Here is a 23,102-nt window from a genome sequence, read left to right as displayed (position 1 = left end):
GACTGCGCCGCCTTCCCCGCCCGTCTCGGCGACCAAGAGCCGCTTCCGCGGCCGCCTCGTCAAAGCCATGGAGAGCGCACTCGACCTGCGCCACCACCGGCCCGGAACCCTTCCCCAGCTTGCCCCGTACCTGCACGAGCGCACCGCCGGCCGCATCGGCAGCCGCGCCGGTCTCATCCGTCAGGCCGCCATCACCGCACTCATCGACGGCACCGAACGCATCGCCAAAACCACCCTCGAAGCAATCCGCCTCGACCACCTCGCAGAGCAGCACCACCAACCCGCACCCGGCCCCGGAGACGGGATACCAGCACCCGTGAGCCGGACAGGCGTCGCGGCCCGGACCGCAGTCGCAATCGCCCCCGCGCAGCGCGGTGTCCTCACCACAGAGGCATGGCTGCGGACACCGTCAGCAGCACCGGGCATGCTCCACACACCGCTGACCGGCGAAGCGACAGACTCATATGCGCAACGCCTCGCCAACACGTACCAGCTGACGCTCGCCCAACTCCTCGACGGCGCCGGCATCACCCTCCACGGCCACGACACCCTGCCGGCAGACGAACTCCACCTCAATCGCAACGGGCCCGGGCACCTCACGGTCCTGGCCCGCACCCCGCTCCCCCACCTAACGCGCGCCCTGCCCCGCCTCGCCGCCAATGACGACGCCCACAGCACCCCGAGGTACGGCCAGGCCCACGGCTGTTGCCGTCAACGACTGCTCTCAGGCTGCCGCGTATTTGGGCGCATGCACTGGCAGCGACGCTCAGCCCGGGCTGCGAACACCCATCTGGTCCACCAAAGCCACGAGGCCGACCTGGACGCCCTACACGGGACCGTGTACTTCATGATGCACGGCGTGCGGAGCGAAGAACGAGCCCGCGAACTCGCCGCCGCACTCCACGCCGCGCTCTACGGAGACCTGGACCCTTTGGCCCGCGCCGTCCCTCCCGCATCCTGACTGGCATGCGCTAATTCAATGTCAGGCCGGGTTGTCCGTCGTCTCCGTCCGGTCAGGACGGAAGATTTCCTCGATGGTCAGGCCGAAGACGTCGGCGATGGTGAACGCCAGAGGCAGGCTGGGATCGTACCGCTCGGTTTCGATGGCATTGATGGCCTGCCGGGAGACTTTGCACCGGTCGGCCAGGTCGGCCTGGCTCCACCGGCGGGCTGCACGCAGTTCGCGTAGTCGGTTCCTCACTACGCGCCGTCACCGGTTCAGGCGGGTACGCAAGTCCGCGATCGTCATCCAGATCGCCACGCCGCCGAGGAGGATCAACTGTGCGAGCTGATGGAGCTGAACGATGCCTGCGGCATCGAGCAGGGTGGCCACTTGCAGCCCCACGAGGACTGCGGCGAAGGCGATGGCCATGCTCTCCAGCTGAATCCTGCGCAGGTATTCGTCCGCGCGCCGGAACGCCCGCAGCAGCACCCAGGCGATCGCGAGGGTGAAGACGGCGGTGGTCGCGATCCACCAGGCCTTCTGGGCGGTGCTCTGATGCGGGTTGCTGCCCAGCGCCAGGGCTATCACGCCCAAAGCGGACACGGGTATGCCGTCGATGAGTACAGCGCGACGGGCCGCGCGCGTCACCTGGTCCTGCTGTACCTGCTCTGCCATGCCATGAATGTAAAGCGTCCCTTCCATAGAGTCAACGTTGCTTGACTCTATGGAAGGGACGCTTTACATGGGGCGGTTCTGGAGTGTGGGATTGCGGTGGGGAAGAGGTAGCCGGGGGGTGGTCGGGGTCTGTGGGGCGGGCAGGGTGACGGGTGGGGAGAGATGCGGCTTGTTCCTGTCTCATCCCAGGGCGCCCGGTCTTCGTGGCTGTGTGCTTCTGTCGCCGCTGCTGTGCGTCTGGGCGCACTCAGGTCCGTGGCGATACGCCGGAGGCATGCCGACGCGACGCCCGTATCCGAGCGATCTGTCCGATGCCCGCTGGGAGTTGATCGAGCCCGTGCTCTCGGCCTGGCGCTTCGGGCGCCGTGACAGGGCCCTGGGCTTCGGCCGGCCGCCCGAGCACGACCTGCGCGACGTCATGGACGCGATCTTGTACGTGGATCGGACCGGCGTTCAGTGGCGCTACCTCCCGCGCGATTTTCCACCCTGGAACACGGTCTACGGCTACTTCGCCAAGTGGGCGGACGAGGGCGTGTTCGCACAGCTCAACGGCTTGCTCCGGCAGCTCCTCCGGGAGAAGGAGGGGCGGAATGCCGAGCCGTCGGCCCGTGTGATCGACGAGAGCGTCAAGACCTCCACCAGCGTCGCCGCCGCCGACCAGGGCGTCGACGCTGGGGAAAAGATCGTGGGCAGGAAGCGGAACATCGTCACCGACACCGTCGGCCTCCTGCTTGCCGTGCTGGTCACCGCGGCGAGCGCGCAGGACTCCGTCGCCGGCACCAGCCTCCTGGACCAAGTCGCTGCCGAACACCTCGGCATCCGCAAGGTGCGGGGCGACGCCGGCTACCGCCAGCACCTCGTCGAGCACGCGGCCGCTCTCGGCATTGACAAGGAAATCACTCAACGCAAGCCCGAGACCAGGGGATTCACCCCGATCCCGAAACGCTGGGCAGTCGAGCGGACCTACGGCTGGCTCATGCTCCACCGACGTCTCGCCCGCGACTACGAGACCCTGTCCGTCCACTCCGAAGCCGTGATCCACATCGCCATGACCGACCTCATGGCCCGCCGTCTCACCAGCGAGAACACCGTCTCCTGGCACGACCTGACATCACAGATCAAACGATAGGTTCCGTGATGAAACAACAGGAGAAATCGACCTCGGGCGCGCAGATGGAGGCCGGCGAGGTAGCTCTCCGGGGTCTTGTCGTACCTGGTGGCGATGCCTCGCCAGGCCTTCAGCTTGTTGATCAGCCGTTCGACGGTGTTCCGCTCGTTGTATAGGTCCACATCGTGGCTGATGGGCCGCCCACCCCTGGTGCCCTTCTTCTTCCGATTGGCAGTCTGGTCCCTCTCCTCCGGGATGACGCCTTTGATGCCGCGTCTGCGCAGGTGGGCACGGTTGCCGCGGGACGAATAGGCCTTGTCCCCGGCGACGGCATCGGGCCGGATGCGAGGGCGGCGGCGGCGAGGTGAACCTTGCTGGTCTGCCCGCCCCGCGAGCGTCTCAGGAGGGCGGCCTTCAGCCGCAGCTTCTGGCGACCGGACGCGTCGTTGCTCCTCCCGTTCAGGATCGTCTTCCGCATCCCGTCCGTTTTGTTCGTCGAGGCCGCCGCCCCCTTTGACCGGGGCTTCTCATCCTCGGCGGTCTTCTCCAGGGCAGTGAGCACGTCCTCGCTCATACGCATCCCGGCGGCGTCGTGGTGAGCGCGTGCGGTGGTGGAGTCGATGCTGACCAGCGACGGATCCACCTGGCCCCGCTTCGCGGCCTCCGCGATCAGCCCCTCCAGCAGGGCCGCGAACACGCCGGCGTCACGCCACTGCCGGAAGCGGTTGGAGACGGTGGACCAGGCGCCGAACTCCTGCGGCATCTCCCGCCACTGCCCGCCGGTCTTGAACCACCAGATCACGCCCTCGAACTGCTGGCGCAGGCGATCGCGGTACGGGCCGTACTTGCCGATCGGCAGGTACGGCCCGATGAACTCCCATTCGTCGTCGGACAGTTGTACTCGGGTCACACAAGGCGATCTACCGGATCGGCCTCCACCCGGAGGGGCGAATCCCGCAGGCGGGGCCTGGACCCGGGTAGCCCTTCTCGATTGACGCGAGTCCAGTTCACGGGCGAGGCGTGAACGGCGGCTCGACGCCAGGATTACCGTGCTGCGGGTCAGTGGCGGTCGGTCAGGAACACCGAGCGCAGTTTCAGGCGGTCCGTAGCGGGGTGTCCGTGCGGACGCAGTGTCCAGGAGTTTCCGGTGCAGTTCGGCTCGGTGAACACCATGACCCATACGTCGGTGTCGTTGTGCGGGGCGAACGCGGGCTCGGAGCTTCCTGGGTCCGCGACTTCGGGCAGTGTGATGCAGCCGGGGCTGACCGGGTCATGGAGTGTGACCGACTGGGGGCTGCCGTCGAGACCCACGAACTTGTAGGCGAAATCGCCCGTGGCGGCGCTCGCGGAAGACGGCAGGGTAACGACGAGTGCGAGCGCGCCCAAAGCGGCGGCGGCTGTGTGACGAGGACCCATGGAAACCATTTCCGTCAGGAGAGTGACTGGACCCGTAGCGGCATTCCCGACAGCGGCTCGCGCATGCGCGACATCCGCAGTGCGAGCTTGCCGTATCGATCCTGCCTACGCCGTGTGGGTTACGGCCGAAGTGTCCGCCGGTCTTGAATCGCCAGTGCACCCTCGGACTGTTGCCGCAGCCGGAGCCGTTCGGGATACGGGCCGTACTCGCCGATCGGCAGGTATGGCTCGATGAGCTGCCGTTCCTCGCCCGTCAACTGGACTCGCGTCACGCGAGAAGGGTTACCGGTCCAGGCCCCGCCCGGGGGAGAATCCGCAGATTGATCACGACTCGATACGCGCCCTAGTAGCGGCGACAAGGCCTATTCCTCCCGCCGTAACCGCCGCTACCCGCGAAGACGGCAGATCAAGCGCACCATCCCCGAGCCGAGGAACCAGCGGGCCAACCGCCAACGCCGCGGCAGCAAGGGCGGACGGCCCACCGGCTTCAACAAGACGATCTACAAGCGCAGAAACGAAGTCGAGCGGACGATCAACGCCCTCAAGAACTTCCGGGCCGTGGCCACGAGGTTCGACAAGCGTGCCCATGTCTTCCAGGGCACCGTGAACGTCGCAGCGATCCGGCTCGGGCTCCGGGGTTAGATCCATTATCCCGGTGCGGTGAGGCGCCTGTCACCGTTCTCCAGAATGATCTTTACGTCCGTTTTGCACCTCTAGGCTTGCGGGCGGACACAAAGCACGGTTCTGACCTTGGAGTTGAGAGTGGCGCACGACGTTGCCGCGCTGACGGTGGAACTCACGGACATGGCTGCGGCCGATCACCAGTCCGCATTCCGCGCGAACAGCGATGACCCTGACGAACAGCTGGCGTGGCGCCGGCTGACCGCACGGCACGGTGACCGACTCAGTGAGATCATGGAGGAATACGGCTGGCCAACGGCGGAACTTGTCGGCGAGGAGGCCGCACGCGCGGCATGGCTGATCGCCCAGCACGCCGACCGGCAGCTCGACGTCCAGCGTCGTGCCCGCCAGTTGATGCAGCAGGCGGTGTCGGCAGGCTCGGCCAGCCCACGCGAGCTGGCCTTTCTGCACGACCGCACGCTGGTCAATGAGGGCCGCAAGCAGGTCTACGGCACTCAGATCGCCGGCGTGAAGGACGGGTCACCGGTTCCGTGGCCCTGTGAAGAGCCCGAGCGCATGGACGAACTCCGTGCGGAAGTCGGCATCGAGCCCTTCGACGAGTACGTCGCCAAGTTCTCCATGGGATGACGCCCGCTTCCCCGTCGCGTCCGGTGGATCACTGCCCGGGCAGGCTGACTCTCCGCCCCCCTTTCGAACGCTTCGCAAGCAGACGGTGTGATGGCTGCCGGACTGTCCGCGCCGCGGTATGCGCCCGGAGAGCCACAGGCTCAGCCAGCATGCCACGCTCAACCCACGCCGCACCGACCAGTGTGGTCGCGATGGCAGGATGGCGGCATGGTGACGAATCAGCCGTGGGCGGGGCTTCACAGTGATCTGCTGGCGGCGAAGGCGTTGGTGTACGACCCGAGCGGCTTTGCCTGCTCGCTGCCGGTGCCCGAACCGGAGAGCGTCGAGTACGCGGCGTGCGGTTTCACGCTCGATGGCCGGTCGGTCCGGTTCCGCGTGGGCAAGACCACCCCGACGAAGGTGGGCCAGTTCGTCACCGTGTGGCAGCGGTCCGCTGAGGGGCCGATCCGGCCTTTCGACGCCGACGACGGGGTGGACCTTTTCGTCATCAGCAGCCGTGACGCCGACGGCTTCGGACAGTTCGTCTTCCCGCGCGAGGTGTTGTGTGGGCGCGACATCGTCTCCCGCAACGGCTCCGGCGGGAAGCGCGGATTTCGTGTGTACCCGCCGTGGGTGACCACGACCAACCGGCAGGCCCGAGGCACCCAGGCATGGCAGGTGGACTACTTCTTCCACCTTGGCCAGGACGGGCCTGCCGACCTGACGCGCGCCCACGCCCTCTATCACCCGTAGGTGCCCGCAGCTGCCGGGGAGTCCGACTGCTGGGCCGGAATCGGTCCGGTTTGGGCGATGAATCCGTCGAGCAGGCCGGGTTGGTACTGCATCCGTTTCAGGCGGGTGCGGGCCAGCGTGGCGAGCTCGTTGAGGCTGCACGGGGCCAGGTTGCCCAGGCTGTTCTTCAGATGTCCCCACACGCCCTCGGCGGGGCAGAGGTCGGGCGCGTACGAGGGAGAGCGGAAGACCCGGAAACCCTTCCGCTCACCCTTGCGGCCATGGTGCACCAGCATCCGGAAGATGAGCCGGGTGCGTCGGCCCGGCCTGCGGCACACCAGGCCGGCCAGCGAGATACGTCCCGAGCCGCCGGCCCGGACGGTGACGCGGGGCGTGGGGCCACGCCGGGACCAGGTCCGTGCTTTCGGCGGCCCGGAGCACCTGGCCCGACTCGTCGGCGAAACACAGCCACGCGCCCTGGTCCCTCACCGTCTTTCCACACGAGGCCACGTCTCCTCGATCCAAGTGGCCACTGCATCGGGGTCCCGCTCGGCGGCCCGGCGCTTTGGAAGCTGCACCGTGAAGCCCATCTGGTGCAGGATGCGCCAGGTCTGCGCAGGGCTGAAGCGGCCATGGAAGCGTCGCGCGATCACCGTGGCCACCCGGCCGGCGTCCACCGCTGGTCCTGCACCCAGCCGTGCGCGGCCGACCCCCTCTCCAACTCTGCGGCAGCCAGGCCCGCCAAGTGGGCTTGATTCGGGACGGCCGCCCCGGCGGTCCTTTGGAACGCAGCGCCTCCACTCCGCCGTCCCGCCAGCGAGCGTGCCAGTCGTAGGCGGACTTGCGGGACACCCGTAATCGCTGCGCGACCTGCGGCGGAGCCGCTCCTTCCGCAAGTAACTCGGTGGCCTGGAAGCGTACTTGCTCTCGCTGAGCGCGCTGTTTGGCCGTCAGGCCGCCCCCATCGGGATACCGCATGACACCGGGATACACCCACCACCGAGATCACCATTACCCCGAACCGAAAACCTCAGTGGCGCGGCCACGCCCAGTTCCCGGAAGAGGGCGGCGACGGGTCAGGGGGATCCAAGGCCGAAGTTGCGTCCGGCGACGACGATGTCGCCGGGGGCGACCTGGGCGGTCCAGCCGGGGCGCAGCTCGTAGAAGATGTGCTTCGCGGCTTCGGGGACGGGCAGTTTCATGGCGAACGCCGGGTACATGGCGTCCGTGGTGACGGTGTCGCCGACGACCCAGACCGTGCCGGTGAGTTGGGTTCCCATCAGTTCAGCTCTTCTCGTGGGTCGGTGATGTGGCCGGTGAGGGCCGAGGCGGCGACGGTGGCGGGGGACGCCATATAGATCTCCGCGTCGGGGCTACCTATGCGACCGGTGAAGTTTCCTGTCGAGGAGATCAGACAGACCTCGCCCGGGGCGAGCAGGCCCGTGGTAGCCGAAGCAGGCGCCGCAGGTGGAGGCCTTGCCCGGAGTGGAACCCGACGATGTCGATCGCGCCGGCTTCCGCGACACGATCGCCGTCCACAAGACCCCGGCGAGTACTGCGGTCCCGCATGGTGTGCTCCCGGAACACGTTCGGCTCTTCGCCTCCTTGAGCGGTCTGAAGGCCCCCGGACGGCAACTGCCCCAACGCGCGCGAGGACGCCTCGTTCTCCGCCAGGGTGATCTGGCGCCCGACCGGCTCCGGCACCTGTATCTCGACCAGGGGCTGTCCTACCAGCGCATCGCCCAGGACATCGACTGCAGCAGCACCGTCGTCGTCAACGCCCCTCACCCACGCCGGCCTGCCGGAACCCTCATTCCGCCGCCCCGGGATGGTCACCCGCGCCTGGCTCGTCAAGCAGTGCACCGTCCGCAACAGAGCACTCCGCGGTATATCCAAGGAATGCGGACTGTCGGTCCGGAAACCTCGTCGGATGACCGCGCAATGGGGCATCCCCGCCTGGACGGACTTCGATCACCCGCTCCCGGCCCCGTTCACCTCGCTTCCCCAACCACTGGCACCCGACCTCCACCGGGTCCTGGTCTCCACGAACGGACGGGACAACCTCCAGCTCATCTGCGCCTTTCCTTCCATGCCGAGCCTGTCGGCCGCTGAACGAGTCCTCAACAGCCCAGGAATCAGGCACCACCTCCTGCGGATCGAGCGCATGGTCGGCTTCACCATCATCGAACGCACCCGCCCGCTCACCGCAACACCGCGCGGCCAGGCGTTCCTGTGGCGAGCCGCACAAGTCCTCGCCCGGCCCTCATTCGGCTGCGGAACAGCCCTTCGCGGTGCGGAGGCGTGATCGTCTGTGCTGCCGGGGTTCGGCGGAAGACACGGACTTCCCGACGCTGCGGCTGTGCTGCTGAGCGCTGTCAGGTGTCGTGAGCCAGCCCGTGGCACCGTCACTCAGTCAGCCGTTGTGCGGAGTGCCGCTTCGGCTTGGCGGATGCGCCATTCCTCCACGGTGTCCTGCTGTCGTCGGGCTCGCTCCAACAGCCTGTCGAGCAGGGCTGGATCGAGGCGTTCGTCCGTCCCGGTGAGCTGGCGCAGGGTCTGCCATCCGGCCGTCTTGCCCTCCACCCCCAGCCGCAGCGCCTCCAGCTCCAGCACGGTGCTCAGCGGAGAGCGTCGCACCAGGCGGCCGTTGCCCTTCAGCCGTGCCAGTTTTTCCGCGACCCAGCCCGCGGAGACCTTGTAGCGGTGTACGGGGACACCCAGGTCCCGCATGATGCCGACAAGCGCCTTGCGGTCCTGGGCGATGTCGGTGGCGACAGGCCCGAGCGCGCGGCCGAGCGCGGAACCACGGGTGACACGTGCCAGGTGGCCGGCCCGCTGGGTGCCCGCGGTGGCGCCGGCGAGGTGGTCGTTCAGATAGATGCCGAGCAGCTTCATGTCGGCGCCGCGTGCGGGCGGGTGGCGCCGAGGTGAGCTCCGTGGTGGGGCGTTCATCACAAGCCTCCTTCTTGTGCGGGTGGCTGCCGTGTAGCCGGGGATGCAAGAGGTTCGGGCGTGCGCGGTGTCCTTACCGTCGTCGTGACGCGTACGAGGCAGGGCGTGCGGGGCGTGGAGCCGAAGCCGAACCGTACGGGCGGTTCCACCGCGGTGAGGGCGCCGAGGTGGCGGCCCTCGAGGATCACGGTGGCCGCGGTGATCAGATGGAGATCGTGGGCGCCGTACCACTCGCGTCGGCCGGCGCCGGCCGTGCCACGGGTGCGCACGCCCAGGAGGAGACGGGCGAGCGGGTCCGTCACCACCGTCCAGAAGGGCCGGGCGGCCAGGACATCGGGGACCGTCCGCAGGAGCAGCCCCCCGGGGCCGCGCCGGCCGGCTGTGAACCGGAGGTCGAGGAGCGTGCCTGCGGTGACCGTCCAGTCGGCGCCGGTGACCTGGACGCGTACGGGTTCGATGCGGCCCTCGTCGAAGGCGTAGGTGCCGGCGATGAAGTCCGCCGTCTGCCGGGTGGGTGCCAGCAACAGGCGGTGGCCGTCGGCCCGTTCGAGCATCACGTCGCTGAACGGCCCGAAGGAGGAGCGGGGCCAGTGGCCGAGGACCAGACGGGCGCCGGACGCCGTGCCGATCCCGGCGATCCAGCCGTCGAAGCGCCACCGGGTGGTCCGCGGGGATCGGCGCATCAGGGTGCCTCGGTGGTGGTCGGGTTCATCCGCCCGCGGGCGGCCCGAGCCGGCCGCACCGGCGCCATGCCAGGAGCCATCCGGCCTGCGTCGCCGCGTCCAGCAGATAGGTCGGACGGATCCGGCCGATGGGCACGTACACCAGGTCAACGGCCAGGAGGGTCACGGCCGTCCCGAGACCCGTACGGCGCGCCTGGCGCACCGCACCGCCCGGGGTGAACAGCGTGCTCCACCCTGCCGTGGCCAGCAGCCCGGCTGTCGTGCGCTGGAGCCATTCCTCGGACTTCGGTCCGAAGACGCACTCGAAGCTGCGCAGGTGCAGCAGCGGCCAGCCGCCCCCGACCTGGTTGAACAGCCCCTGGGCCCGCGCCACGAGCACCGGGTTCATCCCCGCCTCCTCCCTGTCGGCCGCACCGGGCGCGAGATGCCGAAGCGGACCTTGTGGACGCCGTCGGAGAAGTGCACGAGCGGCGCCTGCGCGGGCGGCGGCAGCCCGGCCGCCCGGGTCAGGGTCTCTTGGAGGTCTTCCAGGCGCGCCGCGCGCAGCAGCCAGGGCTCGTGGTCGACGGGCGTCTGCCAGAGCACGCCGCAGCCCCGTGTGAAGGCCCGCCACCGCGACGTCAGCCACACATCCCGCGGGCTCGGCCGGACCGGCTCGCCCGGACGGACCACCACGCGGTACGACGGCCCGCCATGCCCCCGCGTCCCGGCGTAGGTCACTACATCTCCGCCGCGCGACAGCGTCAGGTGCCCGAGGTGGTACGGCGCACCGATCGCACGGGCGGCCAGCATGACCCGGGAACCCACCTCGAGGGTCAGGAACCACAGGCCGTCCCTGCCGCCCCGTTCACGTACGTACGTGCGCAGGTTGGTCTCCGCGAAGAAGGGCAGAGCAGCAGGTACACCCGGCGGGCGCACGCGGGCCATCACGAACGGCGTGAGGCTCACCCACGCCCACTGATCACGGGTTTCCACCGTCAGCCCCTCCGGCAGCAGACGCTGTACCTGCTCGGGAGAGTAGGCCCAGTGCACGAATGTCCGGGTGAGCCAGCCGGCGCGCGGTGCCGGGAGACACACACGATGCTCTGGTCCATAGGACACCACGCGCACCGACTCCCCAGGAGGGCCGCATCAAAACCCGACGCGACCCGATGCGGACGGGCCCGGGTCTCCGACCTGCCCCGAGCAGACCAGGACCGGGTTCGGCCGACAGCGCGGGCAGCGCCCCGCTCGTTGTACGTGTGTGGACGACCAATGGGGTGTTCTGGGCCGGCAGCGCCCCCACTGCGCTTGCGCACTGAGCCGTCCTCGCCCGGCACCTGGGGGGATGCCCAAGCCGTCACCTGCGCCCGGATGCCGCGAGTTGCGGCGGGGCCGGGTGGTGCGACGGCTGGTGCCGGAGGCGCCGAGACTGATCAGGACCGAGACTGATCAGGACCGTCGCCGGTCCTTTGTGCTCCTAGGATTGCGAGAGTAACGGCAAGAACCAGTGACATCGAGAAGGCGGCCGACGTCTCCGCGCCGGCGGCCTGGTCGCCCTCCCGACCGAAACCGTCTACGGACTGGGCGCCAACGCCGAGGACCCCGCCGCCGTCGCGCGCATCTTCCAGGTCAAGGGACGTCCGCCCTCCCACCCGCTGATCGTCCACATCGGCGGCGCGGAGCAGCTGGACGACTGGGTCCAGGACGTGCCCCAGGCGGCGCGCCTGCTGGCCGAACGCTTCTGGCCCGGACCACTCACGCTGGTCCTGCGGCGCGGTCGCCGGGTGCCCCTCGAAGCACGGGTGGCTTGGAGACGGTGGCCGTGCGCGTGCCCGACCACCCTGTCGCACTCGCGCTACTGTCCGCCTTCAGCGGCGGTGTCACGGCCCCCTCCGCCAACCGCTTCGGCCAGGTCAGCCCCACCACCGTGGACCACGTCCGTGCCGAGCTCGGCGAGGCGGTCGACTTCGTGCTGGACGGCGGCCCCTGCGAGGTCGGCGTCGAGTCCACCATCGTCGACGAGCCGTGTCCGGGTGCCGGGCCAGCATCCGTCGCCCTACGCGCCGCGTGCGCGAGTCGTCCTCGTCGAGCCGGAGAAGGTGATCGCCGAAGCGGAACTCGCGCAGGAGCTGGGGCCCCAGGTGGGTGTCTTCCTTCCCTCCGCCTTCGCCGATGCTGCGGTGAAGGCGCACGCCGTGGTGGCTCTCCCGGGTTCGATGGACCGGGTGCGCGGCCGTTACCTGCGAACGGGCTTGCCGGTGCCGGGCGTGATCGTGGACGCGGCTGCTGTCGAGGAGGGCAAGCCCTCTCCCCTGCCGTATCTGCTGGCCGCTGAGCAGCTCGGCGCCGAGCCGGGAGACTGTCTGGTCGTCCAGGACGCCCCGTCCGGAGTGCGGTCTGGACGGGGCGCCGGAATGACGGTGGGGGGTGAACGCCGGCGTCGCGATGGAGGGCGTGCACCGCCACTTCACCAGTCTGCGCGAAGCAGTTCCTCACGTCCTGGCCTTTGCATCCGGCCATCACGAGAATGCCGCAGCCTGAGCCCGTGCGCCGACACCGGGCATCACTTGGGATGATCTTCGTGTGGCTGGTGTGATCACGGCGCGTCCGCGCCGTCGTGGATAATCCCCTTCACCGGGCTGAGCCCGAGCAGCTTCGGCAAACTGGTTACCGCCCTCCGGCGCGAAGGCGTGGATGAGGCACGTCGGGGACGGCCGTGGGGTCTGCCCTGGAGTACCGGGTACTGCTGGTCGCCGCCTACTGGCGCAACCTTACGCTGAGACAACTTGCCCCGCTGTTCGGCATCTCAAAGTCGGCCGCCGGCAGCACCGTCGACTACCTCGGGCCGTCGCTGGCGCTGCAGCCCCGTAATCGGTTCCGCAAGGACGCCGTGTTGATCGTGGACGGCACCCTGGTTCCCACCCGGAACCACACCGTCGCCGAGCAGTCGAAGAACTACGGGTGTTCGACCAACCATCAGGTTGTCATCGATGCCGACACCCGACTCGTGGTCGCCGTGGGCCGGCCGGTGCCCGGCAACCGCAACGGCTGCAAGGCATGGGAGCTGTCCGGAGCGAACGCCGCCGTCGGCTGCACGACCGTGATCGCGGATGGCGGCTACCGGGGGTGCCAGCCTGGTCATCCCGCACCGCCGTGAGCGCGGCCAGAGTGAACTCGCGACCTGGAAAGAAGAGCACAATCGCTCACACTGCAGGGCCCGCGCGCGCGTCGAGCACACCTTCGCCCGCATGAAGACCTGGAGGATCCTCCGCGACTGCCACCTGAAAGGCGACGGCGTCCACCACGCCATGCTCGGCATCGCCCGCCTGCACAACCTCAGACTGGCCGGACAAGAGGCAACGACGCTGGCCAACCGGCGTGTCGTAGATCATCAGGGCAACGCTTGGAAAGGTGCTCACCGAGCAGCCTTTCTCTGCGCCGCCGTACATCTATACACCATGTGTATACGACGTATGTATAGTACGGCAGGATGCACGACAAGTGCAGCAGTGCGAGCGTGAGCACGGAGGCCACCATGGCAATGACCGCGACCCCGGACGAGTCGGCGGAACGGAGCAGTGACCTCGGTGCGTGGGCCACCACGATGACAGCGACGACTGGTGGGGTGCTGCTCGGTGTGCTTACCAACCTGGCCCAGGGGTGGCTCCCCGGAGCGTGGAACCAGCTCGCCAACTCGGGCGCCGTTTGGTCAGCCGTCGCATTCGTCGGCGGAGCCCTTCTCGCCGGGCAGGGCACGGCTCTCCGGGCCGCTTTCGGCGGACTGGGCGCGGAGACCGGACTCGTTGTGGGGTACTACGGCTACGCCGAGTTCGGACGTGAGGGCATGGGCGCTCTGCTCTTCCCGCTTGTCTGGCTCGGCATGGCATGCGTGGCTGGGCCACTGTTCGGCGTCGCGGCGTACTGGTGGCGACGGGGCAGGGATGCGCGGGGCCGTGTCGCCGGCCTAGCCGCGTTCGCCGGACTCTTCGGGATGGAGGGGGTGACGGCTGCCTGGGGCCTCCACCGTGCGCCGCAAGCCTGGGCCTGTTTCGCCGTGTTCGTCCTTGTCCCTCTGCTCATGGCCCGCACGCACCGGGAGCGTGCGCTCACCCTGGCGGCAGCCGTGCCCTGCGCGCTCCTCGCCTACGCGATCGTCGCACTGCCCCTTCAGGCGGTCTCCTCCTGAGTCGCACTCGGCGAGGGTGCCGTCCAGCAGGACGAAGTCGGGGTCGGCCTCGCGCAGGACTTTCAGCAGACCCGGCGCTCGTTGGGCAAGCAGGTGGATGACCGCACTGGTGTAGGCGCGGGCGGTGGACTCGCTGATCCCGAACCCGGCAGCGATCTTCGCCAGGGTGACGTGTTCGCGCAGGTACACCAGTACCACTGTCGCGCGCTGGGATGGGCGGAGTTTGCAGCGCCAGTCGCCCTCACGGGTGACGATGAGCATGGTGACCCACTCCACGAGCGCATGGGGCAGATCGAGTGCGGCAGGATAGATGACCAACGAGGCCCCCGAGCAGCGTGATGGAGACGTCAGACACCTCGATCAACAGCCCGGGGGCCTTGCCCGTTGCGGCCTCGCCGACCGTCACCAGATCGGTGGCCACCTCGAAGAAGCTCACTCGTTCCACAACCCAGCGGTACTCCCATCATCCCAGGTCAGCTGGCACCTCTTCCTATTTCCCCGTCCGCAGGCCGATCATCACGCGGTGGATCCAGGCTCAGAGCACAGGGGCGTCAATCTCGGGTTGTCAAAAAGCTCAGCGACTCTCCTCAATCGAATAGGCTCGAAATGCCGGAGGTCTGGACCCCCTCGCGAAAGCGAATCCCGCAATTTGATCACGGCTCAATACGCGCCCTAGAAGGGGTGAGTGTGACTCGCGTGGGATCGGATGAAGTCCGGGTCGGAGGGCGGCTGTGCGGCGGCCTTCAGCGAGGTGATCACACCCGGATCGATATGGATAACGTGGGCGTGCCCGTCCTCGTCGAATTTCTGGTACGTGCGTCGGTAGTGCGCCTTATTGTGGGCGTCGACAGTCGAATCCGCGTCGCCCTTCACCTCTTGCGCCACGAGACCCGTGTGCAGCTTGTCCGAGTAGTCCGAGTTGAAGATGACCACCATGTCGCCAGGCTGAGCCTTGGCGGGACTGTCGCCGACATCCGTGCCGAGATCGTAGTCCATGATGAAGTCGTAGAGGCTTCGGTAGCCGATGACGTCCGAGATCAGCAGGAGATCGTACTCCTTGCCGTTCGGTGCCCTGTAGTGGTAGTAGGAGTCCTGAGGATCATCCGGCTTCAGTCCGGGGACAAGGCCGCCCGCGGCAAGGGCGCGAGCGACGAACTCGGCACACTCGAAATACGGCTGTGCCTGGCCGTCCTTCGCCCGCGGGGTGCTGTCGTCCCATGTGGTCCAGTTCCAGTGGGCATCCGCGTACTGGACGGCCGTCTCGCGCCATTTGTCGGAAGTCCGGGCAGTTTTCTGTGTTTTCTGGTGCCCGGCTGGAACCGCTTGCACGGGGCCGGCGCTCATCCCCATAAGTGCAACTCCCAGGGTGACGGCGGGGAAAGTGCGAAGGGATTTCCCCCGGAAGGACATGGCGGTCACCTCTCGGCAGTTCCAGGTATCGCGCGGTCGTGCACTCGTGTGGCGACACGCTGCCGCGCCTCACGACGATCTTGCCCGCGGAGCGACCTTTTACCAGGGGTCCGGATCGAAAACTCACTCGGTAGAGAGAAGCAGACCCCCTCCGCGTACTCTCAATGCCGCAAGGCTGCTCCAAACGAGACTTCAGCCGATGCGGCTGCGCCCTTGCGGACCGGCGCCGGGTGCGGCCGGTGCCTGGAGCGCGGTGACGGGCCCCGGGCCTTGCACTATGCATCCAGTGAGCTTCTTCAGCGTTGCCGCTCCAGGTCGAACGCGGCGTCGCCCGCTTGAAGTCTGGCGGATCTTCCGCAGATCCCGATGTAGTCCGAACCGCATGACGTCAATCGCCAAAGCCGTCCTCACCCTGGAGCGGCAACGCTGAAGAAGCTCAGTGGTCGTCGCTCCTGCCCCGCACGCACATGCGCAGGCTGTACCTTGAACCCTCGGGCAGGTTGTGGGTCATGCAGTCCTGCGTGGGGGCAGTCTTGCCCTTGGTGGAGACCTTGATGGGCAGCGCCGTAGTCCCCCGGCGTCTCACGAATGTTGAAGTACTGGGCTCCGCTGGACCAGGAGCCGTTGCATTCCATGAAACTGGCCTGGGCCGGTGCGGGAGCCAGGAGGAGAGCGGCAGTCGCGCCTGCCGCGGCGACGACGCGTGGTGCGCGTATGCGCATCGGGGTCCCTTTCGTTCTCGGCAAAAGGGGCTACGTCGTTAGCGCAGGGTGCACGAGCTGATTCGCATCCAGTCCACCAGAGGCAGACTGACCGAACGTCTGCGGCGCTGCCGGCTCACGGCAGAGGTCCCTTCAGCACGCCTCGGCGGCGGAAGGATTCGCCGCGTGCGTGGTGACCTCACGCGCGCTTGGGTGGGATCCAGCGTCCTACGGAAGGTGAGGCGATCTTCCGGGCCGAGTGCGCCCACCAGCCGCCGCTCATCGAGGAAGCGATGGGCCGCCAGATGCTCGCCCTCCCGCGCCAGCTCGGCGCCGTCTGCCAGGGTGGCTTCGTCGGTGTAAGGAGAGAACGGTTGATGCCAAGCTCGGGCATTTCTCTGGGCTGCCAGTACTCCAGTGCAACTTCGTGGCCTATAGGTCGATTTCCCCCTTGCCGGAGCCCCTGCTGAGCGGCCTTGCGCGACCCTGAGAGGATCAGGGCATGGCGGACTCATCTACGCGGATCAATGCCCTCATCGTCGATGCCGGCGACCCGGAGCGGCTTGCTACGTTCTGGTCTGAACTGCTCGGCAGGCCGATCGTGGGCCGTATGGGCCCATACGTATGGCTGCGGCGAGAGAACGACCTGGGGCTGGGTTTCCAGCGGACCGCCGGACCCAAGTTGGGCAAGAACCGCATGCACTTCGACGTCAGTTCAGCCGACCCCGCCGCCGAGCAACAGCGGGTTGAGACGCTTGGTGGACGCAGGCTGGAGCAGTACGCCGACGGGGGGTTCCTGGTGATGGCGGACCCTGAGGGCAATGAGTTCTGCATCATCCCAGAGGGGCCCTTCGAACTCGATGATGAGGGGCGCGCGGACTATCTCAGCTGACCGGCACTCCCGCATGAGGTCAAGGCAGCCCGGTGGCAGCAGAAGTGTCCTGAGCTGACCGTGCCGGACCGGCCGTGGGGCTCGGCTCTGCCCCAGGGGCACCGGGGAGCTGGCCAGCTGCCCGGTGCCCCGCGGGCCGCCAGGCCGGCAACGCCACCACCCCCCACGCCGACTCCGCTCCCCCGTGCCTCCCACCGCGGAGGTGGGCCCGGTTCTACACTTCCTGAACCGGGTCGCCACCAGCCGCTGGGCCTGCGGCCTCATGCGAGCAATGGTCCCCGTGGACGCACTACTCCAGCGCCGCACCACGGGATCACTGAGCATCGGACGGGCCGTCGGCCTCCACTCGCTCCTGCTCACCACCACCGGTGCCCGCACCGGACAGCCCCGGCAAGTCCCGCTGTTCCATGTGCCGTATGCGTGCGGCTTCGCCGTCATCGACTCGAATCTGGGCGCAGACGCCCCTCCAGCGTGGAGCCGCAACCTCCACAAGCACCCGCATGCCACCGTCACCACCCCCGGCGACAGCCTGCCTGTCATCGCCCGTGAGACCCACGGCCCCGAGCGCGAAGTGATCTGGCAGACGATCCTCTCCGTGTCACCCGGATACGCCGCCTACGACGCCCGCTGCAACCGCACCCTGCGGATCTTCCATCTGCAACCCACGCACAACGCGACGGGCCTGCCAGAAAGGCAAGGTGCGCCGTAGATGATCCGGTCCCGCGTTCCTTGAGGACGGGTTCCCGATCGCCCCCACCGTCCTTGCCCGGGTCTGCGCCCTGCGCACCGCCCAAGCCCGTCACCTTTTCCCCTTCCGTCCCCTCTCCGTCCCCGACGGTCTCACGGTTTGCCAGTCCTAGGTCTGGACCTTCGCCCAGGACGGGCGTGTCCTCGTCCTCCTCGACCTCGACAGCGGCGCGGCCTGCCTGCCCGGCGGCACTCCGGAACCCGCTGACCACGCAGACCCCGAGACCACGTTGATCCGTGAATCGCGTGAGGAGGCTACCGCCGAGCTGGCCGGCACCCGGTATCTATCTCGGGTACCTGTCCGACCCCGACGAGCCCTGCGCGCGCGTGCGCTACGCACCGCAGACTCGCCCCTGGCACCGCAGAGCCCCTACGCGCGTACCAAGGCCGTGTGCGAGGAGATGTTCGCCGACATCGCCGTGGCCGGGCCCCGGGTCTTGTCATTGCGGTATTTCAACTCCGTCGGGGCCGATCCCGAGCTGCGTACCGGTCTTGAGCCAAAGCGGCCCAGTCACGCGCTGGGCGTGCTCATCCAGGCGCACCAGGAGGGTCGCCCGTTCCCCATCAGGGGAACGAACTACCCGACGCGGGAGCGCACGGGCATCCGGGACTACGTGCATGTCTGGGGCCTCGCCGCTGCCCACGTCGCCGCGATCAACCGCTTCGACTCCATCCTCACAGAGTCGAAGCGGTCCATCGCGATCAACTTGGGCACGGGAGCTGGTACCACCGTCCGGGAGCTGTGCGCGGCGTTCAGCAATGTGGTCAGCACCCCTTCAGCCACCGTCGATACTGGCCCGCGGCCGGGTGACGTCGCTGGCGGCTACACGAAGAGCGACCGGGCGGCCGAGCTACCGGGGTGGGTGTCGAAGGTGTCGCTGGAGGAGGGCACCCCTTCCGCACCTTCACTCTTCCGGGGCGCTCACACGGATGGGAAGCGGGAGTCGAGAGATAGCAGCTGTCGTAGGGGGCAAGCCACGCGGTGTCCCACCGGTGTTTTGCTGGGGCGTCCCGGTATGCGCGTCGCCGACCGCTCCTCTCCTGATCGCCGGGCGTCTCGCGCTCCTCTTCGGCCCGGGCCGTTTCCTCTTGGGGCAGTATCCGGCTCCGGTACTGGTGTGTGACTTACCGGGTCGGGGGTGGTACGTCCCAGTCACTCCGTCCGGTCAGCAGGCGATCGGAACCCAGGTGTGCACGGGGTAGGTGAAGGTGGAGGAGTCTCGGAAGCTGGACAGGATGTCGAGTTCGGCGCCGGTGGGCGGGGCGACCAGCCTGAACGTCTGCCAGGCGTCACCGGTGGAATCGGTGGTGCCTGACGCTCCCGAGGTGTAGTCCTTCTTGCCGGGGATCCAGTAGTCGGTCCAGACCGGCACTCCCGCGAGGCCCGGCCCGTCGTGCGAGCGGTGTACGGTCACGTCCACCGCGCGGACGGAGAACGGCCATTTGCCGACGGTGGTGCACTGCTGGAAGACGGTGGTGGGGGCGAGGTCCGGCCACCATCTTTTGTCGACCTGGCTCGTGTTGTCCCGCGTGCAGTGGAGCAGGGGGCGTGTCAGCGTGTTGCTGTAGTAGGTGCCGTCGGTCCAGGCGATCTCGAAACTGATGCTCAGCGTCGAGTCCGCGGGTGGGTAGTCGACCGTGTAGGTGAAGGTGGCGTTTCCCCTGACCGGGTCGTACTGGCCGAAGAGGGTGCCGTACTTGCTGGTACCGGGGATGGTGTAGACGACAGTGATCTTGGATCCGGCGGGGTCGTGCCCGATGGCTTCCAGGTTCAGGCTGAGCCGGTCCACGGGTACGGCGATGGTCGTCGTACCACTCCCGAGGGTGTCGATGCCGCAGTGCTGGTCGATGTAGGGATCACGGGCATCTATGCCGGCGAAGGCGGGCGACGTTCCGGCGGCGGTCAGGCCGATGAGTACGGCCAGACTCGCGATCAGTGCTCTCCACGTTCTCCAGGTCATCGCGGATGCTCCCTCAGATGGTCGGTGCCGACGGTGCCGTCCACCCGCGGCGGCAGAGACGCCGCCACGGGGCACCCGGTTCCGGCTCTGAACGGCTTGTGCTGGAGCCAATCGACATTGTGTTCGGCATCTCGAAGTCCACGGCCGACCGCGTCACTCACACCGCCGTTGTACAGACGCCGCGTACGCACCTCCGGATCGGCGGTCCCCGGCCGCCATCACATCCATTGGCATGCTGGAAGCACGTCGGCTTCAGGCGGGGTCGGTGGCGGGCTCGGTCGCGTAGCGGCTCATCGCCTCGATGTTGGCCTGCGGCGTCAGCGGTCGGCCGCCGACGAGTACTTCCTGGAGGTCCCGGAAGTGCTGCACGTACAGGTCGGGGGTGAATGTGCTGAGCATGACGGCGGGTTGGTCGGTCAGGTTGGCGAAGGTGTGCGGGGTACCGGGCGGCACCATCACGAGCGTGCCCGTAACGGCGTCGTAGTCCTCGTCCCCGACGGTGAACCGCACGGTGCCGGACAGGACGTAGAAGCCCTCGTCGTGTCGGGTGTGGCGGTGCTGCGGCGGTCCCTGGGTGTGCGGGGCGAGGACGGACTCGGCGATCGCGAGGCGGTGCCCGGTGTGGCTGCCGTCCTCCAGAACCCGCATGCGCGTGGTACCCAGAACGATCATCTCACCGTCGCCGGGACCCATCACCGATACAGCGGGGTGGGTCTGCGGCTCGCTGGTCTTCGCTTCTTCGGTCATGCTCACGAGTTCACCGCCAGGGCTCCAGGGCTGTCCAAGACCTGTCCCGCAGCGCCGATACCTCGAGGGTATCGTTGCAGCGTGGAGCTACGGACCTTGCGCTACTTCTTAGCGGTCGCCGAGGAACTCCACTTCGGCCGGGCCGCCAACCGGCTGCACATGAGTCAGCCTCCACTGAGCCGAGCGATCAAGCAGTTGGAGGCCGATGTCGGGGCCCTGCTCTTCGCCCGCTCGCCTGCCGGCGTCACGCTCACCCCGGTGGGTAGGGTGCTCCTCGACGAGGCGCGGGCCTTACTCGACCATGCCGACCGCGTCCGGGGACGGGTGAGGGCGGCGGCCGGCGTCGCGACCATCACCATCGGCATCCTGGGCGACGGCACCGACCCGGGAATGGCCAGGCTGGCCACCGCCTACCGCCGACACCACCCCGGCGTCGACATCCGCATCCGCGACACCGATCTGACCGACCCGACCTGCGGGCTGCGCGCCGGACCAGTTGACGTCGCGCTGACTCGGGCGCCGTTCGACGAGACTGCCCTGACGGTGCGTGCACTGCGGACGGATCCGGTCGGCGTGGTCCTGCGCGCCGACGATCCGCTGGCCCGCCGCGACGGGCTGCGGCTGGCCGAGCTGAGCGACCGCCGCTGGTTCCAGTTCCCGCAGGGCACCGACCCTATCTGGCAGTCGTACTGGAACGGTGGCAGGCCGCGCGAGGGCCCAGTGGTGCGCGCGGTCCAGGAATGCCTGCAGGCCGTGCTGTGGAACGGCACGGTCGGACTGGCCCCGCTCGGACACGACCTGCCCGCGGAGCTGGCCGTGGTGCCGCTGATCGACATGCCGCCGAGCCCAGTGGTGGCGGTGTGGAACGAGGGTGACACCAACCCGTTGATCGGATCCTTCATCGAGATCGCGACAACCGCGTACCGTCACTGAGCACCGGCAACCGGTGCTGCCGCAACTCGAGCTCTGGCACAGATTCCGTGCAGCAGCCACTCTGAGTGACAGCTGAGCATCTCGGTCGGTAAGGCACGCCCGTGCTCAGCGTAGGCCGCGCCGGAGCCCGCTTCGAACGGGGACAACTCGTCGAACGGTCCCCGGCCCTCGCGGTATGAGCGCTCCCACTGAGTCGGTGATTGTGAGTGAGCGTCCGTGAGGGCAGTTCGCGCGCCCCGTCCGTCTGGAGGACGAGGTCGGGCCCCGCCATCCGGCGGAGGCGAACGCTCCCCGTGGGGGACGTGTAAGAGCAAGGTGATGTCCAAGGCTGGAGGTCCTGCTGAGGAAGGGGCATCCGGGTGGAACGCTGGGATCGGGTTGGACGGTGCGCGGGATACGGGGCGGCGTTGGCAATGTCGCCCTATCTGTTGATCAAGGTGTCGTGGGTCGTCGGCTCACTGCTGGGACTGGCGCCGATCGGGGCGGGTTTCAACCTGGCCGGATGGGTCCTCCTCAACACCGTGACCATCGGCATGGCGGGGATCGGTATCACCCTGGCGCTCGCCCTGGTGCGGCCCTGGGGCATGCGGATACCGGGGTGGCTGGTGGCCTTCTGCAGCTGGACGGGAGCAGGGTTCCTCGTGTCGATCTTGCCCTACGCCGTGCTCCGTACGGTGCTGGACGCAGGGCGCGGCGGCGCGACGAACAGCGGGGGCGACGACTCTGCCATGCCTGGCTGGGAAGGCGCACTGATCCAGTTCAGCTTTGTCGGGATGGGGCTGGGGCTGGCCCTCGCGCTCCCCGCCTACCTGCGGCGGCGCTGGCCGGAAGCCTTCACGGCGCGAGTCGGGGACGATAGCCGTACCACTGTGCCATGGGCCGCTGCCGTCGCAGCCGTCGTCGGTCTAGCCTGGGCGTATTGGGCAGTTGGTGGCACCCTCGGAGTCGCACACCCGGCACAGAGGGACACCAATGGGTACTTGCTGACGGGCGTGGGCGCGCTCTGGGCCCTTACCGGATCCGCCGCCGTCTGGATGCTTGCCGGACAACGTCCTGCCCGAGGGCTCCACTGGCTCCTGCTGACGCTCGGCTGGCTCGGGTCGGGCTCGCTCTTCGCGTGGAGCGGCTGGAAACTGCCCCTCACGCTTTTCGTGGCAGTGGCCCACCCCAACGGCTTCACCCTGCCGGAAAACGTCGCCGTCGCAGCGGCGCTTCACCTGGCTGCGGTCGTGGCCGGAGTTGGCATGCTGAGATCACTTGTCGGGTCGCGCTCACGCACCCCCGCCAGCACCAGCCCAACTTCCCTGCACGCATCAGAGCTGGGTTGATGCTCACGGCGAAACCCGCCGCCGAGCAGGCAGCGTCAGTGGTCCAGGGCGCTGGTGAGGTGGCTTCGAGGCCAGAGCATGGGCAGTCACTGCCGCGACCGAGCTGTACGGCGCCGCTGAGCTGGCACCCGGTTGCGGGCTTGGCGTTCGCGGTGGCGCATCCACGCCAGCAGCACGTCGCGTTTTGTGCTCGGACTTCTCCGGGACGAGGGTCTGGGCCAGAGCGAGCAGGCCAGGCACCGCAATACCTACAACCGCGGCGATGGCTACGACCCCCCATGGGGCGCCCGCCATCGTCAGTGCGGTGACCGCCGCCCCCGCGCCTCCGATCGCCCCTCCTGTGATGCGCCGTCCCCTGCCCGCCCGGACAGAGGACTGGGGCTGGGGCGGAGCGGTGTCACGGGGCATTGATGCACACATGCCATTTCCTTGCTTTGGGCGTGACGGAGCCACGCGCG

The 23,102-nt window shown here is 68.2% G+C and carries 23 protein-coding genes and 8 pseudogenes; 16 read left to right on the top strand and 15 right to left on the bottom strand.

Annotated features, from left to right (window positions below):
• The first annotated feature begins 67 nt into the window (after positions 1-67).
• The gene (locus tag ACWC94_RS35120; RefSeq protein WP_450801332.1) at positions 68-961 is read left to right on the top strand and encodes a hypothetical protein; all 894 of its coding nucleotides are present in this window, start codon (positions 68-70) and stop codon (positions 959-961) included.
• 21 nt (positions 962-982) lie between these two features.
• Here the strand turns inward: ACWC94_RS35120 and ACWC94_RS35115 are convergent, their stop codons facing one another.
• Complete coding sequence (locus ACWC94_RS35115) at positions 983-1,201, bottom strand: helix-turn-helix transcriptional regulator (RefSeq protein ID WP_450801331.1); 219 nt, start codon at positions 1,199-1,201, stop codon at positions 983-985.
• 9 nt (positions 1,202-1,210) lie between these two features.
• Positions 1,211-1,618 (bottom strand): hypothetical protein, encoded by a 408-nt coding sequence (locus ACWC94_RS35110; protein ID WP_450801330.1) that lies wholly within the window; start codon positions 1,616-1,618, stop codon positions 1,211-1,213.
• Positions 1,619-1,892: 274 nt separating this feature from the next.
• On the opposite strand from ACWC94_RS35110, the gene ACWC94_RS35105 reads away from it, so the two are divergent.
• Positions 1,893-2,747, top strand: coding sequence for an IS5 family transposase (locus ACWC94_RS35105; RefSeq protein WP_450801329.1), 855 nt, complete (start codon positions 1,893-1,895; stop codon positions 2,745-2,747).
• A gap of 35 nt (positions 2,748-2,782) precedes the next feature.
• Here the strand turns inward: ACWC94_RS35105 and ACWC94_RS35100 are convergent.
• Together ACWC94_RS35100 and ACWC94_RS35095 are read right to left on the bottom strand one after the other, a co-directional pair.
• Positions 2,783-3,636, bottom strand: a pseudogene (locus ACWC94_RS35100) (IS5 family transposase); the annotation flags it as partial.
• Positions 3,637-3,785: 149 nt separating this feature from the next.
• Positions 3,786-4,142: a hypothetical protein gene (locus tag ACWC94_RS35095; protein WP_450801328.1), complete on the bottom strand. Its 357-nt coding sequence runs from the start codon at positions 4,140-4,142 to the stop codon at positions 3,786-3,788.
• A 336-nt stretch (positions 4,143-4,478) separates the two neighbouring features.
• Between ACWC94_RS35095 and ACWC94_RS35090 the strand changes: the two are divergent.
• The 3 genes and pseudogenes from ACWC94_RS35090 to ACWC94_RS35080 all read left to right on the top strand — a co-directional run.
• Positions 4,479-4,784 (top strand): annotated as a pseudogene (locus ACWC94_RS35090) (transposase); the annotation flags it as partial.
• A gap of 120 nt (positions 4,785-4,904) precedes the next feature.
• Positions 4,905-5,411 (top strand): DUF6624 domain-containing protein, encoded by a 507-nt coding sequence (locus ACWC94_RS35085; RefSeq protein ID WP_450801327.1) that lies wholly within the window; start codon positions 4,905-4,907, stop codon positions 5,409-5,411.
• Between the two features lie 207 nt (positions 5,412-5,618).
• The gene (locus ACWC94_RS35080) at positions 5,619-6,143 is read left to right on the top strand and encodes a MepB family protein (RefSeq protein ID WP_450801326.1); all 525 of its coding nucleotides are present in this window, start codon (positions 5,619-5,621) and stop codon (positions 6,141-6,143) included.
• Here ACWC94_RS35080 and ACWC94_RS35075 read toward each other — a convergent pair.
• The 3 genes and pseudogenes from ACWC94_RS35075 to ACWC94_RS35065 form a co-directional block, all read right to left on the bottom strand.
• A pseudogene (locus tag ACWC94_RS35075) lies at positions 6,134-7,100 on the bottom strand (IS630 family transposase). The gene ACWC94_RS35080 and the pseudogene ACWC94_RS35075 overlap by 10 nt on opposite strands.
• A gap of 98 nt (positions 7,101-7,198) precedes the next feature.
• Positions 7,199-7,402: a hypothetical protein gene (locus ACWC94_RS35070; RefSeq protein ID WP_450801325.1), complete on the bottom strand. Its 204-nt coding sequence runs from the start codon at positions 7,400-7,402 to the stop codon at positions 7,199-7,201.
• A complete protein-coding gene (locus ACWC94_RS35065) occupies positions 7,402-7,533 on the bottom strand; it encodes a hypothetical protein (RefSeq protein ID WP_450801366.1) in 132 nt (43 codons plus the stop codon). The genes ACWC94_RS35070 and ACWC94_RS35065 overlap by 1 nt, the downstream gene beginning before the upstream one ends.
• A 519-nt stretch (positions 7,534-8,052) precedes the next feature.
• On the opposite strand from ACWC94_RS35065, the gene ACWC94_RS35060 reads away from it, so the two are divergent.
• Positions 8,053-8,427 (top strand): hypothetical protein, encoded by a 375-nt coding sequence (locus tag ACWC94_RS35060; RefSeq protein WP_450801324.1) that lies wholly within the window; start codon positions 8,053-8,055, stop codon positions 8,425-8,427.
• Between the two features lie 104 nt (positions 8,428-8,531).
• Here the strand turns inward: ACWC94_RS35060 and ACWC94_RS35055 are convergent, their stop codons facing one another.
• From ACWC94_RS35055 to ACWC94_RS35040, 4 genes are read right to left on the bottom strand one after another with little or no spacing between them, the layout of a single operon-like run.
• The gene (locus ACWC94_RS35055) at positions 8,532-9,074 is read right to left on the bottom strand and encodes a hypothetical protein (RefSeq protein ID WP_450801323.1); all 543 of its coding nucleotides are present in this window, start codon (positions 9,072-9,074) and stop codon (positions 8,532-8,534) included.
• The gene (locus tag ACWC94_RS35050; RefSeq protein ID WP_450801322.1) at positions 9,074-9,757 is read right to left on the bottom strand and encodes a hypothetical protein; all 684 of its coding nucleotides are present in this window, start codon (positions 9,755-9,757) and stop codon (positions 9,074-9,076) included. Before ACWC94_RS35050 ends, ACWC94_RS35055 begins: the two co-directional genes overlap by 1 nt.
• 25 nt (positions 9,758-9,782) lie before the next feature.
• A complete protein-coding gene (locus ACWC94_RS35045; protein WP_450801321.1) occupies positions 9,783-10,145 on the bottom strand; it encodes a hypothetical protein in 363 nt (120 codons plus the stop codon).
• Positions 10,142-10,834 carry a YqjF family protein gene (locus ACWC94_RS35040; RefSeq protein ID WP_450801320.1) on the bottom strand — a complete coding sequence of 231 codons (693 nt, stop codon included), beginning with the start codon at positions 10,832-10,834 and terminating at the stop codon, positions 10,142-10,144. Before ACWC94_RS35040 ends, ACWC94_RS35045 begins: the two co-directional genes overlap by 4 nt.
• Before the next feature lie 387 nt (positions 10,835-11,221).
• Here ACWC94_RS35040 and ACWC94_RS35035 point away from each other — a divergent pair.
• The 4 genes and pseudogenes from ACWC94_RS35035 to ACWC94_RS35020 all read left to right on the top strand — a co-directional run.
• Positions 11,222-11,961: pseudogene (locus ACWC94_RS35035) on the top strand (L-threonylcarbamoyladenylate synthase); the annotation flags it as partial.
• Positions 11,962-12,280, top strand: a pseudogene (locus tag ACWC94_RS35030) (HAD family hydrolase); the annotation flags it as partial.
• Positions 12,281-12,322: 42 nt separating this feature from the next.
• Positions 12,323-13,089 (top strand): annotated as a pseudogene (locus ACWC94_RS35025) (transposase); the annotation flags it as partial.
• A 185-nt stretch (positions 13,090-13,274) separates the two neighbouring features.
• Positions 13,275-13,925, top strand: coding sequence for a DUF6518 family protein (locus ACWC94_RS35020; RefSeq protein WP_450801319.1), 651 nt, complete (start codon positions 13,275-13,277; stop codon positions 13,923-13,925).
• On the opposite strand, the pseudogene ACWC94_RS35015 reads toward ACWC94_RS35020, so the two are convergent.
• Both ACWC94_RS35015 and ACWC94_RS35010 read right to left on the bottom strand, forming a co-directional pair.
• A pseudogene (locus ACWC94_RS35015) lies at positions 13,914-14,243 on the bottom strand (helix-turn-helix domain-containing protein); the annotation flags it as partial. The gene ACWC94_RS35020 and the pseudogene ACWC94_RS35015 overlap by 12 nt on opposite strands.
• 354 nt (positions 14,244-14,597) lie before the next feature.
• Positions 14,598-15,269 carry a hypothetical protein gene (locus ACWC94_RS35010; RefSeq protein WP_450801318.1) on the bottom strand — a complete coding sequence of 224 codons (672 nt, stop codon included), beginning with the start codon at positions 15,267-15,269 and terminating at the stop codon, positions 14,598-14,600.
• Between the two features lie 374 nt (positions 15,270-15,643).
• On the opposite strand from ACWC94_RS35010, the pseudogene ACWC94_RS35005 reads away from it, so the two are divergent.
• The 4 genes and pseudogenes from ACWC94_RS35005 to ACWC94_RS34990 all read left to right on the top strand — a co-directional run.
• Positions 15,644-15,765 (top strand): annotated as a pseudogene (locus ACWC94_RS35005) (IS5/IS1182 family transposase); the annotation flags it as partial.
• A 773-nt stretch (positions 15,766-16,538) separates the two neighbouring features.
• Positions 16,539-16,928, top strand: a complete 390-nt coding sequence (locus tag ACWC94_RS35000; protein ID WP_450801317.1) for a VOC family protein — start codon at positions 16,539-16,541, stop codon at positions 16,926-16,928.
• Between the two features lie 280 nt (positions 16,929-17,208).
• The gene (locus tag ACWC94_RS34995; protein ID WP_450801316.1) at positions 17,209-17,637 is read left to right on the top strand and encodes a nitroreductase/quinone reductase family protein; all 429 of its coding nucleotides are present in this window, start codon (positions 17,209-17,211) and stop codon (positions 17,635-17,637) included.
• Between the two features lie 268 nt (positions 17,638-17,905).
• The gene (locus tag ACWC94_RS34990; RefSeq protein WP_450801315.1) at positions 17,906-18,799 is read left to right on the top strand and encodes an NAD-dependent epimerase/dehydratase family protein; all 894 of its coding nucleotides are present in this window, start codon (positions 17,906-17,908) and stop codon (positions 18,797-18,799) included.
• 42 nt (positions 18,800-18,841) lie between these two features.
• Here ACWC94_RS34990 and ACWC94_RS34985 read toward each other — a convergent pair whose 3' ends face one another.
• Together ACWC94_RS34985 and ACWC94_RS34980 are read right to left on the bottom strand one after the other, a co-directional pair.
• Positions 18,842-19,636 (bottom strand): hypothetical protein, encoded by a 795-nt coding sequence (locus ACWC94_RS34985; protein WP_450801314.1) that lies wholly within the window; start codon positions 19,634-19,636, stop codon positions 18,842-18,844.
• Between the two features lie 252 nt (positions 19,637-19,888).
• Positions 19,889-20,383, bottom strand: coding sequence for a cupin domain-containing protein (locus tag ACWC94_RS34980; RefSeq protein WP_450801313.1), 495 nt, complete (start codon positions 20,381-20,383; stop codon positions 19,889-19,891).
• A gap of 81 nt (positions 20,384-20,464) precedes the next feature.
• On the opposite strand from ACWC94_RS34980, the gene ACWC94_RS34975 reads away from it, so the two are divergent.
• Positions 20,465-21,316 carry a LysR family transcriptional regulator gene (locus tag ACWC94_RS34975; protein WP_450801312.1) on the top strand — a complete coding sequence of 284 codons (852 nt, stop codon included), beginning with the start codon at positions 20,465-20,467 and terminating at the stop codon, positions 21,314-21,316.
• A 413-nt stretch (positions 21,317-21,729) separates the two neighbouring features.
• Positions 21,730-22,644 (top strand): hypothetical protein, encoded by a 915-nt coding sequence (locus ACWC94_RS34970; RefSeq protein ID WP_450801311.1) that lies wholly within the window; start codon positions 21,730-21,732, stop codon positions 22,642-22,644.
• The last annotated feature ends 458 nt before the right edge of the window (positions 22,645-23,102 follow it).

The organism is Streptomyces sp. NPDC001135, assembly GCF_053598395.1.
Note: the sequence above shows the minus strand (reverse complement) of the source record. Positions and strands in the feature narration are given on the sequence as shown.